Genomic DNA, 15,276 nt, shown 5'->3' with positions numbered 1-15,276 from the left:
ATGAAAACCATCGTCCTACTCATCGTCGCCAGCCTCACGGCAACCTCCGTAATAGCGCAGACAATCAAACCGATGCCGGGCACGGCGACGAAGTCCGCCAAAACCGGCAACGGTAGCGGCATCGTCAAGGCGCTTGATCCGAAGACAGCCAAGGTCACGATCCAGCACGGGCCGATCGCCGCACTGGCATGGCCCGGGATGACGATGGCCTTTGTCGCCAACCCGCCAACGCTCCTTAGAAGCGTCAAGGTCGAGCAGCGGATAGATTTTACGGTGCAGGTGACCGCGGCGGGTCCGACCATCACCGCCATCAAGCGACGTTGACGGGCTGCAGGCGGACCGTGGAGGCGGTCCGCCTCTACTCTAGGCCGAGGCAGCTTTCTGGGTCCGGCTTCCGCCACGCCGGTTCCACGCGAACCCGATGGCGATAGCGAGCGCCATGAGAATTTGCGCGAGCACCGATTGCCAGGTTGGAAACAGACCAAGTATCGACAGCCGTGGTACGTCTGCAAGCGGCGCTATGTCGATGATCCCAGCTTCCTGGAGTGCGGCAACACCCTTACCCGCAAGCACGACCGTCAACGCCGCCATCAGCCAAGAGCTATAACGGAAGAACTGCGTGATCGGCAGCTTTCTGGTGTAGCGGAGCATGGCCCAGGCGATGACGCCCAGCAAAGCAACCGCTGACCCGGCACCGGCAAGGAGCATCGCGTTGTTGCCCTGCGCCGAGAGAGCCGCATAGAACAGTATCGTCTCGAAGACCTCGCGATAGACCACGACAAACGCCAGCCCGAACAGGAACCAGCCCGAACCGCCCGAAAGCGCGCGGGACATCTTCTCGCGAATGTAACGCTGCCACTGATCGGCTTGCGCCTTGCCGTGCATCCAGATGCCGACCGAGAGTAGCACGATCGCTGCAAACAGCGATCCGAACCCTTCGGTAAGCTCGCGACTCGCGCCGCTGATCCCGATCGCATAGGTCGCAATAGCCCAGGTGACGCCGCCGGCGACGAGCGCGCCAATCCATCCGCCATGAACGTAGCGTAGCGCGTCGGCGCGATCGGCCTTGCGCAGAAATGCGATCATGGCGACGACGATGAGCAGCGCTTCGAGCCCCTCGCGCAGCAAGATTGTAAATGCCCCCAGGAAGGTGGACGCCCCCGTCGCGGCATCAGGGGACAGCACGGCTTCCGCATCGTCGAACAAACCGTCGAGCACCGATACCTTTTCTGCGAGATCTTCGGGCGAGGCACCGCGGTCGATCGCGGCGCGGAACTCGCCCATAGCGCCCTCGATACGACCCATCAGGGTCGCATCGCGCGCCGTAAGGGTCGGTTCGATCGGCTCGAACCCGTCGAGATACGCCGACAGGGCCAGCTCCTTCGCCCCGCGCGCATTACCGCGCCGGGCCGCAGCGACACTTTCGGCAAGCTTGGCACGGGCAAGCGAGAGCGATCCCGGCGCCTGTTGCACCACCTGATCGGGGTGGCGACGCAGGAACGCGAGCACGGCGTCGGCCTTGGCTTCGCCGATTGAGGTGGCGAGCGCAGCCGGGGTGAGCGCGACCAGCGTTTTCAAATCCGGAATACGTCTACGAAGCGCCGCGTCCGACTTCCACAGCCGCGCGCCTTCTCGCGCCTGTTCGTCGGTAAAGGCAAAGCTGCCAGCGCGGAACGCAGCCGCCCAACGCTGATCGTTCGGCAGATCAGCGAAGCTCTGCATCGCCGTCCCGTCAATGCCCTGCGTCACCACCTGATAAAGCGCGAACACACTCCGTTGCCGGGCGCGGGTTACATCGGTGAACGCAATCGGAGGCGTGGAAAGCTTGGCTGCGTCAGGACCGTGCCCGTTCCCTGTCATGCCGTGACAAGCGGCACAGGTCTGCTGGAACAGGGCAGATCCCGATGCGAGATCCGGCACCTTGTCGGGCGCGAGCGGCACCGGATAGGCGCGCAGCAGATCGGCCGCGAGCCCATGCGCGAGGGTAGCGACCTGTTCGGCCGATCCCTTGCGGCCAATAAGCGCTTGGAGGTTGGCGGCGCCTTGAATGAGGCTTTGCCGTTCGGGCTTTGCCGGCAAGCTCAGAAGCCGTGTCGAAACCGATGCGGCAAACTCATTCATTTCGGAATATTCGGACTTGCTCTTGATCCTGCCGGCCTCAACGGCACCACCATAATCGACCGCCACATAGTCGAGCAGCCGCCACGCGGTTTGCACATCAGCCGGATCGGCCATCGCCGCGGTGGGGACGAGCAAGGCAACTATCGTGGCCAAAAACCGAACCAAGAGCAGCGCCCTGATCACGTCGAGGAAACGCATTATCGCTGCCCTCGTTCGCGCAACGCGCCTGTGACAATCTCATAAGCCGAGTGCAGGAACAGGAGTGCGATTACACCGGCGACCGCCAAGTCCGGCCAGGCGCTCCCCGTCCAAGCGACCAGCCCGGCAGCGGCGATCACTGCCACATTAGCGAGTGCATCGTTGCGGCTGAACAGCCAGATCGCACGGACGTTGGCGTCTCCTTCCCGGAAGCGTGCAAGCACCAATGCCGAGGCGACATTGATTGCCAGAGCGACGACGCCAATCGCGCCCATCAGCTCGGCATCAGGTGCGGTAGCGTTGAGGGCTCGCCAGATCGCTAAGCAGATCACGCCCACTCCGAGAGCCCCAAGAAACAGCCCTTGCGAGAGGGCAATATTAGACCGCGCCCGGGGCGCCCAGGCGAGTGCAAGCAAGCCAAGGAGGCTGATCGAGCCGTCGCCCAGAAAGTCGAGCGAGTCCGCTTTCAGCGCCTGACTGTCGGCGATAAATCCGCCGAATAGCTCGGCAACACCGAAGCCGAGGTTGAGCACCACGACGATCAGTAGCGCGCGACGGTAGGCTGGATCGTGTTGCGCGCGAGCCGGTTCGCCGGCGCAGCCGCAGCTTGCTTCATTGGAGGTCATAGCGTCCCCCTACATGCTACAGTAACTGTAGGATCAAGCGGAATCTGCGATCAGTTCGCATTAGCGGGATGACACTATGACGATTGCACCCATGATGATCGGCCAGCTTGCGCGACAGACCGCGACAAAGGTGACGACAATTCGCTTTTACGAGACGATCGGGCTGATAGCGGCCCCGCCGCGAACCGCGTCCGGACGTCGGACCTATGCCTCTGGGGACGCGCAACGGCTTCATTTCATCCGCAATGGCCGTAGGCTCGGCTTCTCAATCGACGAGATACGCTCGCTGATCCACCTGGCGGAGAACCCAGCCCAGGATTGCAGCGCGGCATCTGCCATTGCCGCCCACCACCTTGCTGATGTGGAGAGCCGTCTTGCGCAGCTCGCATCCTTACGCGACGAGCTAGCGGCCCTTACCCGAAGCTGCACGAACGAACAGATAGCGGATTGCCGGATTATGCATGCGATTGGTGAGGTCCGTGCGCCAAAGACTTAGTAATAATCCGCAAGTCGGAGCTGACGGTCATGACCGGCCGATCCTTGAGTTTTATGACCGTTCCGGATGGCATGAAGCGCCATCGCCAACGCGCCCCGTGTGTGTAATCCGCATCGATCGGGAAGCCATTCACTGCAACGATGCGGTTTCCGGGTATCCAACCGTCTTTCCCCGCAGGGCTGTTCGCCGCCACATGGACGACGTCGAGGCCCGTTGGGGAAGCTGCGAGCCCGAGGCCGCTTCGATCCTTCAACATGGGAAGGCGGTGTCCGGAGGCAGGTGGGCGGAGCCATACAAACCCGGCAGTCACATCAAATATGGCGTCGAACTGATCAATTAACGGCAATCCGATATTGCCGACCGTGCTGGTCGAGAGCCAGTTGCGGTTTCCCAACGTCGGAATGTTCTCGGCAGAGAGCCCGCCGATAGTCAACTTGGGCGTTGTGAAAACGTCGACGGTAGCAACACCTTCGACACCCCCAAGCGCCGCAGTCGATGTCGCTCGCCCGCGAGTCAGGTCATGCGCATCGACATAAGCCGAAGACAGCATGAGCGCCGCAGAGCTGCCAAGGTCGATCATAAGCGGCACCGCGCTCAAGCCTCCGATCGACGCAGAGACATACAGCTCCTGCTTCGCACCATGCCCCAAAGCGACCGGCGTCCAGTCTGCACCGCCCGGGAAACTGCCGGTCGGCATGAGTGCGAAGCGCCGATGCCCGAAATCCAAAGCTATGCAATTGTCGATGAACATATCTGCGCCAAGCAGCATGTTGATCCGTCTTCCGAACGCGGCTGACAGTGCGCCCAGATCCGCTACCACTGCGAACGGTAGTCGACGTGTTCGATGCCCGAGCTGCACCTCAAAATCATGGATCAAGCGGACCGCAGCTTTCCCGCCCAAACCGCTTATCGTGCGCCGTTCGCCGTCCGCCATCCCGAGTGCTCGCGCCAACGACACGTCGATGATGGACGCCCCGCTCCCGCTATCCAGCACCGCCTCAACTGGCGATCCCGCTACCCGAGCCTTCACCAGCAACGTGTCGCCCGTTGCGACTTCCAGGGGCTGCCAGTCAGGAGATAGCGGACCAAAACTCCACTGGCCAAAGAGATGCGGTGCGATGGTCGCCAAGCCAGGCCTGCCCACAGCTGCAGACACACCGAAACCCAACAAACGGCCGATCAACGAGCGCCGGGACGCGCGCGGGGTTCCCGGTTGTGCAAACAACACAAAGCGATCTCCAACCCTCGGTCGACGGAAGGTGTAGAAGTCGCCTACAAGCTACAGTCACTAGAGGAGCAAGCGCTTCTGTGCCTCTGTGCCTCTGTGCATGGTTGCGGCTGCCCATAGGTAAACAGCGGGCGCGACCCTACGGGCACGGCTCTATCGACGCAGTGGCGTCCACCGAGCCGCCCCTGGCGTCTCGTCCCATATAAGTGACGATCCTCGCGTGAGGTGTGCCACGTGGCACACCCGTGGACGCGCAGCCCAAGAGCAATACCGGATTGACGTCAAATTCGGCAACGAGCGCGACGTCAGCCTCCAGAATGCTGGGTTTGCTTGGATTTGCAATGACAGCGTGTTTTCGCCTGAGCCTTGTGCCATAGCGGTTTGGCTTAGGCATGGCTTGAACACCATCCTTGGCCCGCATGTGCGGTCGAATGCTGGGTCCCCGATTTCCGTCGGGCGGCCCGCGAAATACAAGACCTTGCTACCGCTTGTCGGTGCGGGGAATACGTGGGGCGTGGTTACCAGTGTTCCCGCGTGTTCAACCGTCCCGGCTACGGGCGGTTGATGGAACGCGCGCCATGTCCTTGATCAAAAGTTTGTTTACGAGGTTCCGCCGGCGCCAAAGCCCTTCACAGGGTTTCTCCGGCAGCGGTTCGGGAATACTTCAGATCGAAGCGCTGGTGCAGGCACATGGCGACTGGCTGGCCCTTCTGGCCACGATACTGGAACGCGAACACGTGATTTCAGGCGCCGAACTCGCCCGCACCCTGTCCGAATTTGCCGCGCATACAGCCGAGGATCGCCCTGCTGAGGGACAGATCCTTTCCTACTGGGCCTCGCGCTTGAACGACACAGCTGCAACTCTTGGCGAATTTCCGTCCGTTCACTAGGGCTTCAATCGTGCTGAGTGGCGGCCGCTTCTGATCGCCGAGGTGCGCATGGGTTCGGCCCGCTTCGAAACGAGAACTCGGCGAGGCGTCGTGGGCGCTTAAACGTGACCTCTTCGTCGCGTTCGAGCGCCGACTCAACCCATTCGCGATGTCAATTTGATCGACGGGGCCCGTCAGGAGTTATCGGTGATCTGGAGCCGAATCATTCCGCGTCGCGAGTATTTTCGAGAGCATGCTGATTAACGAACCGGGCAGACGTCCTGCCGACCAGACGCCCCCAACCCCGGCGCCCGATGCAAGCGCACCGGATCGCATTGCCCGCCTGACCGATCGTCAACGGTCTTATCTTCGCCTTGTGCTTCAGAACCGCAACTCGAAGGAGATCGCGGCGGCTACGGGTAGCAGCCACCGGGCGGTCGATAAGCAGCTGTTAAAGGCCAATAATATCCTCGGTGTGCCAACCCGTTTTGATGCCGCGCGGCTTCTGGCGGAGCACGACGGAGGGGTAGAGCCTTTACCCCCTGCAAACGACCTACCTTCCGCGCCACCAACGTTCCCGCTTCCCCTCCCCGTTGCCGACCGCTGGGGCGGCAGCGAATATGCTCACCTGGAAGCAGGTTGCCTTCTGGACCGCGATCATCTCGATCGTGACCCCCCTGGGCCTGACTGCGGCCGGCATGGCGATTGTAACGCTGCTTCTCCTGCTCGGGCTAAAACCACTGTGATGGGCGCTCGGAGCCCAAGGAGGCCTTATGCAATCCCTTTCGAACACAAGCCGGATCGTCGCGGACGAGCTGCGCAGAGCGGAGCGATCGATCAATCTAGCCACACGCGATACGGCGCAATTTTTTGGTGACCACGCTGGAGGCGACGGAGGCGCACAGCCTATCCGCCGCGATGACGCAGCGCACGGTGAAGGCGACGGTCGCGGCGCTGTCGGCCCTCGTCGATGGTCAGGATCATATGGCAATGCGAGCACATCTGTTTGTCGAGAAAGTCGGTCGCCAACTGGGTCTGACGGAGACGAACTGGGGCGAAAATTTACCGAAGCCTTCATCTGCTTCGCTCGAGGAGATCGCTCTTCCGCCGATTGTCGAGGTCACGTCAGCGCAAGGGTAACGGCGGGCGGGCCGGGAGAAATCCCATGAGCGCCCAGATAATCCTCGCGGTCATCTTCAACGTCGTCATGGTCGGCGTGCTGCTCTTCGCAGTACTCCGAGGAGGCAGGCCCGAGCGATTCGGCGCGCTCATCAACATGGCGGGGTTCGCCACGACTACGGCTATTCGATTGATCGTGGCGAGAGAAGGCTGGGCTCCAGGTGAGGTATCGATCCTAGTCATTGATGCGGGCGTCGCCGCCGGCTTCTATTGGCTGGGCGTGACGACGACCCGCTTCTGGCCGATCTGGGCTGCAGGGTTTGCGGTAGCCGACCTCTTCATGAGCATCTTCGGCGCCCTGCTGCCACGCGTGCCGCTCTTTGCCTACCACACCGGGCTTGGGATCTACGCCTACCTCGCACTCGGCGCGCTTGCGCTCGGCACGTTCCGCTTGCCGGCGAACGCCGAGCCCTACATCCGAAACGGATCAAGACGATTATGGGTGCAGCATCTGAAGGAGACGACCTGATCGACGTCGTCGTGCGGCTGCCGCGCAAGGCGATCGAGGACACTTTGCTGTCTATGCCGCCAGACGCGAGAAACCTGTCCGAGCGCAGGCTTGCCGAGGCCAGGGCGGTGTTGGTCGGCCGGCGTAGGCGGGCGACCCACTTCAACGGGGTCCGCTTCTATGATCCGAGCTGGGACATGATACTGGAGCTTTACGTGGCCACGTGCGAGCGGCGCCGCATCGCTGTGTCCCAGCTTTGTAAGCTTAGCGGAGGCTCGACGACCACCGCTTTGCGCCATATCGAGCATCTCGAGGCGCTTGGATACATAGTCAGGCAAACGGATCCCGATGACGGACGCCGCCTGATCGTCGGCACGCTCACTCCCCTTCTTGCGGCTTCGGAGCAGTGGCTCGATCTTCAGATCGCCGAGTCTCGAATACAGGATCGGAGATCGGGCTGACGATTTCTACGGGGCACACTCGACTCCGTTCTTTCGGTCACCAATGACATATCGAACGACCGAAAAAGTCCCATTCGATCTATCGCTAGGACAGAAGGCGGCAGCCAATTTCGAGCCTGAACTTGCAGTCCCTCGCCGCCTTAACTGCAATTTTCCCGCCACGCCTACCCGGCGCGGCGCTAAGGAGGATGCTCCCCTTCTGCGCTACATGGCACGTGAGACACCCAAATCGCCCGATTCTCACGCCGTTACCGAAAGCACGAGCGAGAGCGCCACGGCGTTACCGATAGCACGTGTCTCGGCGGCACGGCGTTATCGATAGCACGAGCGAAGATCGACGCTTCGTTACCGATAGCACGTGATTATTGCCCATTCCGTTACCGATAGCACGATTCATCGCGCACGACCGACCCGCCAGCGATGCTTAACAATCGACGTTGTGGATCGGCTCAACGCTGACCGCCGCCGTCCACCCGGGCGGGCGCCACAACGATCAAGGGGACGCTGTGCGGACATGAAAAACCCGGCGCGAGGCCGGGCTTTTCGGGACGCCTGCTAGGGCGGATGTGAGAACCCTCACTTAGCTGGCTTCCTTTCATATTGCTACCCCAAAGCGCCGACCGTGGCGCCACGGTGTCGCTTTGTTTGCACGGGCTCCCCTCCCAGGGAGAACGAACAATGGTTGCTGCCCAAAGCCCCGGCCGGGGACTTCGCCGGTTTGACGAGCATGCCGCCAGGGCGACGAAGCTTGTCGACGAATTTTGCGGGCTCGAGACTGGAATGGCGCCTTCCAACGCGCTTGCGGCGCTCAAACGGGCGGCTCCTTACATGGGCGTCCCCCTGCGCGTGGTCTCCGTCATCGATCTCCTGTTTGCCTGGACGAAGCCGCAGGACTGGCAGGGTGGACAGATCCCCGTCGTTTGGCCGTCGAACGACCTGCTCGCGCAAAAGCTGGGCGTAACCGTCCGACAGGTTCAAAAGCTCTTGAATCAGGCACAGGCCTTCGGTCTGGTCAGCTTCCGGGATAGTCCGAACGGTCATCGTGGTGGACGCCGCGGGGCCGACGGCTTCATCACGTGGGGCTACGGCATCGTGCTCGCTCCGATCGGGACCAGGCTTCAAGAATTTGCTGCCCGCGCGGCCAAGGGAGCCGCAGAGGATGCGGCACTGACAGTGCTCCGCAAGCGCCTTGCCGCTGCCCGCAGGAATATCAGGGCTCTGGCTCAAACGGCATTCGACGCCGATCTTCACGATTTGAAGGCGGGTGACGATCTCGCGTTGGCGTTGATGGCCACCGACCAGATGCGTTGCGTCCGCGATGCCGGCCTTCTGACGGCCTGCGTGGAGCAGATCGAAGAGCGGGCGCGGCGTCTTGCCGGGGCTGTTTCGGCCAAGATTGCCGTCCCCAATACGAGTAGCGATCAGAATGATAGTTCATGCTGGGATGGACCTGAAGACATCCACTCTACAACTACAAATCAACTCCAATCTGCTAAAGCAGATACCCGTAGTGGCTTGGCGAAAAAGAGTAGTGGGAATGGGGACGCCCTCTCCTCTCAACCGCAAACTGCCATCGACGAGGATCTGGAGAAACACGGTGTCGATCCGGAATTCATGATGTCGATAGCGCCGGAGCTCTGTTCCGGTCTGCTCTACCGCGATGGATCGTGGGGCGAGGTGGTCGCCACCGCGGAGCGGCTTGCGGGCCAGTCGGGGATCAGCACTAACGCGTTCAAGGAAGCATGTCGCATCATGGGCCAGCGAGGTGCTGCTGCCTCCGTCATCGCCACCATCCAAAAATACCGGCGCGGCGAGGTTCAGCGGCCCGGCGCGTATCTCCGCGGAATGAGCAGCAAGGCTGGCAAGGGCGAATTGAACCTTGGACGGACGCTCCACGGCCTCAAGGACACGAGCCGCGCCGTCGCCATGCGGGGGATGTCTGATGGAACCGATGCGACGCCGATCGGTAGCCTGATGTCGCGGCTGGTTTCTCGGGGAGCCGGACTACGATGACGGGATCTCGCCATCTTTTCAAAGGCCTGGAGCTCGTACTGCACACCTGGTCTTTCAAAGGCTTTCACGGCGTTACCGATAGCACGAGTCCCGACCGAGTTTGCGGTGACCCGCACCTACCGAAATGTGAAACACACCCCGATTTACCAGCTAAATCGCTCCAAATCCTCGTGCTATCGATAACGCGGTCGCTTATCCGACTGCAGGTTTGCGGCCGATCCGCTATAAGCGGCCTTTCAAAGTGAAGCTGGTGGGAGCCCCGACGATGGATTCGCGAGAAGTCGCTCTCACCCAGGGCAAGCTGTTCGACTATCTCGACAGCCCGCTGCACGGCAAAGTCCGTGGCGAGCAGAGTATCATGGACTTTCCACTGTTCTCGTTAGCGAAGCGGCCTCAGATGGAGGCCATGACCTACGAGATGGACGGCGTCAAAATCGAGATCAAGCCCAGTTCGAGCGGTATCGCGACGATGTGGGATAAAGAGGTGCTGATCTACGTCCTGTCGTTGATGGTGCAGCATATTGGTCGGACCGGGGGTGAAGTACAGAATGTCTTCACCTTCAATGCACATGACTTCTTCCGGGCGACCGGCGTCGGACGCCCATCGAAGCGTGATTACGATCGCTTCATCGAAGCGCTCGGTCGTCTGCAGGGCACGCAGATCCGCACGAACATCAAAACTGGCACCGTGGGGACGAAGGGCTTCTTCTCCTGGTTCGCGGAAGCGCAGGCGACCACTCGCGAAACGGCGAGCGGCGTCGATCAACTCATGCCGGTCCGCGTCCAGCTCTGTGACTGGCTCGTCCGCGCGGTCTCGCGTGACAGCCGTATCTATGACTACCACAACGACTATTTCCGTCTCGGCCCGATCGAACGACGCCTTTTATGAATTGGCGCACTGCTACTGTCGTGATGAAGAATATGAAATGCCTCTGGAAATGCTGGGTGCGAAAATCGGCTCCACGTCGCCGCTCCGCACGTTGAAAAGTCAGCTGAAGAAGATCGCGGCCGAGAATAAAATGCCCAGTTACTCAATCGAAGTGCGGGAAGTTGTTCCGGAAGTCCCTGCGCGGGATAAACTAGGCCGACGGGTCGGGAAGCCCGAGACGGTCGTCGTGATGAAGCCCAAGGATCGTTTGACAGGAGGTCGAGCCGCGTTGGCCGCCTGATATAGATCCATATGCCTGACGTCCTGCGCGACTAGCTGCGGCAGACGCGTCCCGTCCGGCTTTGGAAGATGGCTTAGCGGTAGCGATGCTTCGTCGGGCACAAGGCGTTCAGAGGAGAGGGAGCCTTCGGCTTGTTGCTCCGGTGATGATCACCGGGCGACAAGAAGGAAGCCCTCGATGCGCACCTCAGCCGCAGCTCTCGAACTCGACTTCACCGAACCCTCGATCACGGCCGCCAAGGCGGTCGCCGACACCATCGCCAGGAATGGTTCGCTCCAGCGCGACACGCTGCTGTGGGTCATGGAGCAAGCCTATGGCGGATCCTCGGCCGACGGTCGTTGGTCGCTACGCGACGCTTACGACATGCTCGAACTCGCCGAGGTCATGCACCTAGCGAAGGCCGACCTGCCATCCACTCCGGGCGATTGCCTTGGCGCACTGACCGCGCTGGTCGCCGGCCTGCCCACGCATACCGTTCGCAGCGAAGAGCAAATCGAGCTCCAGCAATTCTCCACCCCTGCCCCGATCGCCTACCTCGCTGCGCTCGCCGGTAGAATCGCGGCCACGGATCTGGTCCTCGAACCGTCTGCCGGGACAGGCCTGCTCGCCGCCTTCGCGCACCGCGCCGGTGCGCGCCTGATCCTCAACGAGATAGATCCGGCGCGCGCTGAGATGCTCGCTGCCGCGTTCCCGGGCGTCGCTGTCACGCGGCACGACGGCGAGCTGATCCACGATCTACTCGAACCAACGATTCGGCCAACGGCCGTCCTCATCAATCCTCCCTTCTCGCGCAGCATCGGTCGCCACGCCGACCGCCAAGCAGCGTTCCGGCATCTTCGCGCCGCCTTGATGCGTCTCGGCACCGGAGGCCGTTGCGCCGCCATCCTGCCCGGCCGCGTCGATACATCGAGCCGCGCCTGGGCCAAGGCGACCGAGGGCTGCACGCTGACGCTGCACCTCGAACTGCCGGCGAACGCCTATGCGAAGCATGGCACCAGCCAGACCGTGAAGATCATGGTGTTGGAAAAAGGTACCGGCATGCGGCCGAACTGATCCGCTGCGCGACGCTCGCCGAGGCGCTCGCGGCGATCGCGGCAAAGGCCGCTTCCCCCGTATCCGCGCCTGTCCCGCGCACCGCCTCGCTGCTCGCGCGCCCTGCAGGGCGCAGCTCGCTGCTTGGCGGTCTCGCGAATAAACCGCGCCTGAGCGCACCGCCCGCAAAAGCCGCGCGGTCGCAGACCGCGACCCCGATCGATTACACCGTGTTCGCCGAGCCACTCCCGACCGGCGAGTCTGTCGGTGTGTACCTGCCATACCGGCCGAGCCGGATCGCGATCGTCTGCGCATCGGCGCATCCAACCGCTCTGGTGGAATCGATCGCCATGGGCTCGATCACAGCGCCACGGCCGACCTACATCCCCACGCTCCCGCACGCCGTCGTCGATGCGAAGACGCTCTCCGACGCGCAGCTCGAGACGTTGATCTATGCCGGCGACGCCTTTGAGCGCGACATTCCCGGCCTGTTCAAACCTGTCGAGGAGGGGCTCTCGATCGCACCGTCCGAGGATGGCCGCCCATACCGGACCGGCTTCTTCCTCGGTGACGGCACCGGCGCCGGCAAGGGCCGCCAGGTCGCCGCTATCATCCTCGACCAGTGGCTGCGCGGCCGTCGCAAGCACATCTGGGTCTCCAAGACCGAGACGCTGCTCGAAGATGCGCGTCGCGACTGGACCGCCGTTGGCGGTCTCGCGCTCGACATCCAGCATCTCAACCAGTGGAAGCTGGGCTCGCCCGTAGGCGCGGCCGAAGGCGTGCTGTTCCTCACCTATGCGACGCTGCGCTCCAATCGCGGTGACAAGGGAACGCGGCTCCAGCAGATCCTTGAATGGGTTGGCGACGACTATGACGGCATGATCGTTTTCGACGAGGCGCACGAGATGGCCGGTGTCGCAGGTGGCGAAGGCAGCTTCGGCACCAAACAAGGCTCCGACCAGGGCATCGCCGGCGTCCGTCTCCAGAACCTCCTCCCGCGCGCCCGCGTCCTCTACGTCTCCGCGACCGGTGCATCCGACGTCAACAATCTTGCCTATGCAACGCGGCTTGGCCTGTGGGGTCCGGGCACGGCGTTTGCCGATCGCCGGACCTTCGTCGACTCCCTGCGCCGGGGCGGTATCGCCGCGCTGGAGCTGATCGCGCGCGACCTGAAAATGCAGGGCCTCTACGTCTCGCGCGCGCTGAGCTTCGCCGGTGTCGAATACGATATCCTCCAACACAACCTCACACTAGACCAGATCGAGGTCTATGACGCCTATGCCGATGCGTGGGCGATCATCCACAGCAACCTGCGCGCGGCGCTGGACGCGACCCGCGTGACGGACAGCTTCTCGAACGACACCTATAACAGCGGCGCCAAGGCGGCCGCGCTGTCGATCTTCGAGTCCACCAAGCAGCGTTTCTTCTGCCAACTCCTGATCGGCATGAAGCTGCCCTCACTCGTTCCCGCGATCCGCGCCGATCTCGCGCGCGGCGAGAGCGTGGTGATCCAGCTCGTCTCGACGTCCGAGGCGATGCTTAACCGGGCACTGGCCGCGCTGACCGTCGAAGAACGCGCCAATCTCGACATCGAGCTTTCCCCCCGCGAGTTCCTCATGTCGTACCTCACGGCCGCCTTCCCGGTGCGGCAGATGAAGACCTTTGTCGACGAGACCGGCAAAACCCGTTCCGAACCAATGTCGGACGAAGACGGCCGCCCCGTCTTCAGCCAGGAGGCGCTCGAGATGCGCGACAACCTCCTCGAGCAGCTCTGCGCACTGCCCATCGTCGGGTCCGCGCTCGACCATATTATCGGGCATTTCGGCACCGATGCGGTCGCCGAGGTCACGGGGCGTAGCCGTCGCGTCATCATGGACGCGCACGGTCGCCAGCGCGTCGAAAGCCGCTCGCCCCGTACCAACTTGGCCGAAACCGACGCCTTCATGCGCGGTGCCAAGAAAATCCTGATCTTCTCCGACGCTGGCGGCACCGGGCGCAGCTATCATGCGAGCCTGACGTGCGAGAACCAGTCGCGCCGCAATCACTACCTCCTCGAGCCGGGCTGGCGTGCTGACGCCGCCATCCAGGGGCTCGGACGCACGCACCGCACCCATCAGGCGATCGCACCGCTGTTCCGGCCGGTGTCGACCGACTGCCGCGGCGAACGTCGCTTCATCTCGACGATCGCACGCCGGCTCGACAGCCTAGGCGCGCTCACCCGCGGGCAGCGCCAGACCGGCGGTCAGGGCCTGTTCGACCCCCGCGACAATCTCGGAAGCGACTATGCCAAGGAATCACTCGAACAGTGGTTTCGCCTGCTCGCCAATGGCAAGCTTCGCTCGACCACGCTTGACCAGTTCCAGAAGCTCACCGGCCTCGAGCTGGAGGGCGAAGGTGGCGGCCTTAAGGAAGATATGCCGCCCATCCAGCGCTGGCTCAATCGCATCCTCGCGCTGCGCATCGCCATGCAGAATGCGATCTTCGACGAATATCTCGGGCTGATCGAAGCCCGCATCGAAGCGGCCAAGGATGCTGGCACGCTGGATCTCGGTGTCGAGAGCATCAACGCCGAGCGCATCACAATCCTCGACCGTAGCGTCATCCGTCGTGACGAGACCAGCGGTGCCGAGACCGAGATCCTCCGGTTGGAGACCGAGGAACGCTACAAGCCGCTCGCGCTCGCGTCCGCGTTGCAGATCCTCGACGAGGACTCCCGTCCGATGGTGAACCGGAAGTCGGGCAAGGCCGCGATTCGGAGCAGCACTTATTCGCTGACCGACGACGATGGCGAGATCGTGCGCCGCTACGAGCTGGTCCGCCCCACGCGTACCGAACGGATGCGTCAGGATCTTCTTGTCGAGACGATGTGGGAGGAGGCGAGCGAGGAGGAGTTCTCGACATTGTGGCAGGCCGAGGTCGAGGAGATGGCGGGGAAAACCCGCACCAATACGCTCTACCTCGTCACCGGCCTGCTCCTACCGGTATGGGACCGCCTGCCCGACGATCACGTCCAGGTCTGGCGCTTGAACACCGATGACGGCCAGTCCTTCCTTGGCCGCATCGTCCCTGCCCCGCTCGTCGCCAAGCTCGCGGACGCTTTCGGCATCGCGGCGACCATCACCGTCTCGGGTGCCGAAAACGCCAAGCACGTCATGACGAGCGGCGAGATCGCGATCGTGGGCGCATACAGGCTGAAGCGCAGCCTGGTCGCCGGCCAGCAGCGCCTCGAGCTACTCGACTGGCCTCACACGCGACTGCCTGAGCTGAAGGCCGCCGGGTGCTTCACCGACATCATCCAGCACAAGACGCGGATGTTTGTACCCGTGGCCAGCGCTGCAGCCGTGATCGACCGCATCATCGCCTGACGAACCAACGACTTCCTCCCCGCTCGATCGAAGGGAGGGGAGGGAGCCTTCGGCTTTGTGAGCTTGATGAG

At 62.6% G+C, this 15,276-nt stretch carries 13 protein-coding genes and 1 pseudogene; 11 read left to right on the top strand and 3 right to left on the bottom strand.

The features are described 5' to 3' along the window. Complete coding sequence (locus NI18_RS00565) at positions 1-324, top strand: copper-binding protein (RefSeq protein ID WP_037527280.1); 324 nt, start codon at positions 1-3, stop codon at positions 322-324. A gap of 39 nt (positions 325-363) precedes the next feature. Here the strand turns inward: NI18_RS00565 and NI18_RS00560 are convergent, their stop codons facing one another. Next, a complete protein-coding gene (locus NI18_RS00560) occupies positions 364-2,319 on the bottom strand; it encodes a cytochrome c/FTR1 family iron permease (RefSeq protein ID WP_037527278.1) in 1,956 nt (651 codons plus the stop codon). Beyond that, a complete protein-coding gene (locus NI18_RS00555) occupies positions 2,319-2,945 on the bottom strand; it encodes a cation transporter (RefSeq protein ID WP_037527274.1) in 627 nt (208 codons plus the stop codon). Before NI18_RS00555 ends, NI18_RS00560 begins: the two co-directional genes overlap by 1 nt. A gap of 76 nt (positions 2,946-3,021) precedes the next feature. Here NI18_RS00555 and NI18_RS00550 point away from each other — a divergent pair, with 76 nt between their 5' ends. Further along, positions 3,022-3,441, top strand: coding sequence for a helix-turn-helix domain-containing protein (locus NI18_RS00550; protein WP_084214890.1), 420 nt, complete (start codon positions 3,022-3,024; stop codon positions 3,439-3,441). Here NI18_RS00550 and NI18_RS00545 read toward each other — a convergent pair. Then, on the bottom strand, positions 3,401-4,570 hold the full coding sequence (locus NI18_RS00545; RefSeq protein ID WP_306286132.1) for an aspartyl protease family protein: 1,170 nt from the start codon (positions 4,568-4,570) through the stop codon (positions 3,401-3,403). The genes NI18_RS00550 and NI18_RS00545 overlap by 41 nt on opposite strands. A 677-nt stretch (positions 4,571-5,247) precedes the next feature. Here NI18_RS00545 and NI18_RS00540 point away from each other — a divergent pair. The 9 genes and pseudogenes from NI18_RS00540 (at position 5,248) to NI18_RS00505 (ending at position 15,205) form a co-directional block, all read left to right on the top strand. Then, complete coding sequence (locus tag NI18_RS00540) at positions 5,248-5,559, top strand: hypothetical protein (protein ID WP_306286131.1); 312 nt, start codon at positions 5,248-5,250, stop codon at positions 5,557-5,559. Between the two features lie 599 nt (positions 5,560-6,158). Beyond that, a complete protein-coding gene (locus NI18_RS26095; RefSeq protein ID WP_306286130.1) occupies positions 6,159-6,284 on the top strand; it encodes a hypothetical protein in 126 nt (41 codons plus the stop codon). Between the two features lie 127 nt (positions 6,285-6,411). Further along, positions 6,412-6,678 (top strand): hypothetical protein, encoded by a 267-nt coding sequence (locus tag NI18_RS00530; RefSeq protein ID WP_306286129.1) that lies wholly within the window; start codon positions 6,412-6,414, stop codon positions 6,676-6,678. A 25-nt stretch (positions 6,679-6,703) separates the two neighbouring features. Continuing rightward, positions 6,704-7,186, top strand: a complete 483-nt coding sequence (locus NI18_RS00525; protein ID WP_037527268.1) for a hypothetical protein — start codon at positions 6,704-6,706, stop codon at positions 7,184-7,186. A gap of 11 nt (positions 7,187-7,197) precedes the next feature. Beyond that, positions 7,198-7,626, top strand: coding sequence for a winged helix DNA-binding protein (locus NI18_RS00520; RefSeq protein ID WP_128082001.1), 429 nt, complete (start codon positions 7,198-7,200; stop codon positions 7,624-7,626). Positions 7,627-8,304: 678 nt separating this feature from the next. Further along, entirely contained in the window at positions 8,305-9,639 is a 1,335-nt protein-coding gene (gene repC / locus NI18_RS00515; RefSeq protein ID WP_037527266.1) for a plasmid replication protein RepC, read from the top strand. A gap of 265 nt (positions 9,640-9,904) precedes the next feature. Beyond that, positions 9,905-10,528 (top strand): replication initiator protein A, encoded by a 624-nt coding sequence (locus tag NI18_RS00510; RefSeq protein ID WP_306286128.1) that lies wholly within the window; start codon positions 9,905-9,907, stop codon positions 10,526-10,528. Between the two features lie 37 nt (positions 10,529-10,565). Then, positions 10,566-10,808: a hypothetical protein gene (locus tag NI18_RS26090; protein WP_306286127.1), complete on the top strand. Its 243-nt coding sequence runs from the start codon at positions 10,566-10,568 to the stop codon at positions 10,806-10,808. Positions 10,809-10,985: 177 nt separating this feature from the next. Then, positions 10,986-15,205, top strand: a pseudogene (locus NI18_RS00505) (strawberry notch-like NTP hydrolase domain-containing protein). Positions 15,206-15,276: the final 71 nt, after the last annotated feature.

Origin of the sequence: Sphingomonas sp. Ant20, assembly GCF_000783375.1 — a bacterium.
GTDB classification, from domain to species: domain Bacteria; phylum Pseudomonadota; class Alphaproteobacteria; order Sphingomonadales; family Sphingomonadaceae; genus Sphingomonas; species Sphingomonas aerolata.
This window is presented reverse-complemented; position numbering and strand designations above follow the sequence as displayed.

What these genes read in the sequence shown, in the direction of transcription:
- NI18_RS00540 (WP_306286131.1), top strand. Translation starts at nt 5,248, where the DNA reads ATGTCCTTGATCAAAAGTTTGTTTACGAGGTTCCGCCGGCGCCAAAGC.
- NI18_RS00565 (WP_037527280.1), top strand. Translation starts at nt 1, where the DNA reads ATGAAAACCATCGTCCTACTCATCGTCGCCAGCCTCACGGCAACCTCC.
- NI18_RS00510 (WP_306286128.1), top strand. Translation starts at nt 9,905, where the DNA reads ATGGATTCGCGAGAAGTCGCTCTCACCCAGGGCAAGCTGTTCGACTAT.
- repC (WP_037527266.1), top strand. Translation starts at nt 8,305, where the DNA reads ATGGTTGCTGCCCAAAGCCCCGGCCGGGGACTTCGCCGGTTTGACGAG.
- NI18_RS00550 (WP_084214890.1), top strand. Translation starts at nt 3,022, where the DNA reads ATGACGATTGCACCCATGATGATCGGCCAGCTTGCGCGACAGACCGCG.
- NI18_RS26095 (WP_306286130.1), top strand. Translation starts at nt 6,159, where the DNA reads ATGCTCACCTGGAAGCAGGTTGCCTTCTGGACCGCGATCATCTCGATC.
- NI18_RS00555 (WP_037527274.1), bottom strand. Translation starts at nt 2,945, where the DNA reads ATGACCTCCAATGAAGCAAGCTGCGGCTGCGCCGGCGAACCGGCTCGC.
- NI18_RS00525 (WP_037527268.1), top strand. Translation starts at nt 6,704, where the DNA reads ATGAGCGCCCAGATAATCCTCGCGGTCATCTTCAACGTCGTCATGGTC.
- NI18_RS26090 (WP_306286127.1), top strand. Translation starts at nt 10,566, where the DNA reads ATGCCTCTGGAAATGCTGGGTGCGAAAATCGGCTCCACGTCGCCGCTC.
- NI18_RS00560 (WP_037527278.1), bottom strand. Translation starts at nt 2,319, where the DNA reads ATGCGTTTCCTCGACGTGATCAGGGCGCTGCTCTTGGTTCGGTTTTTG.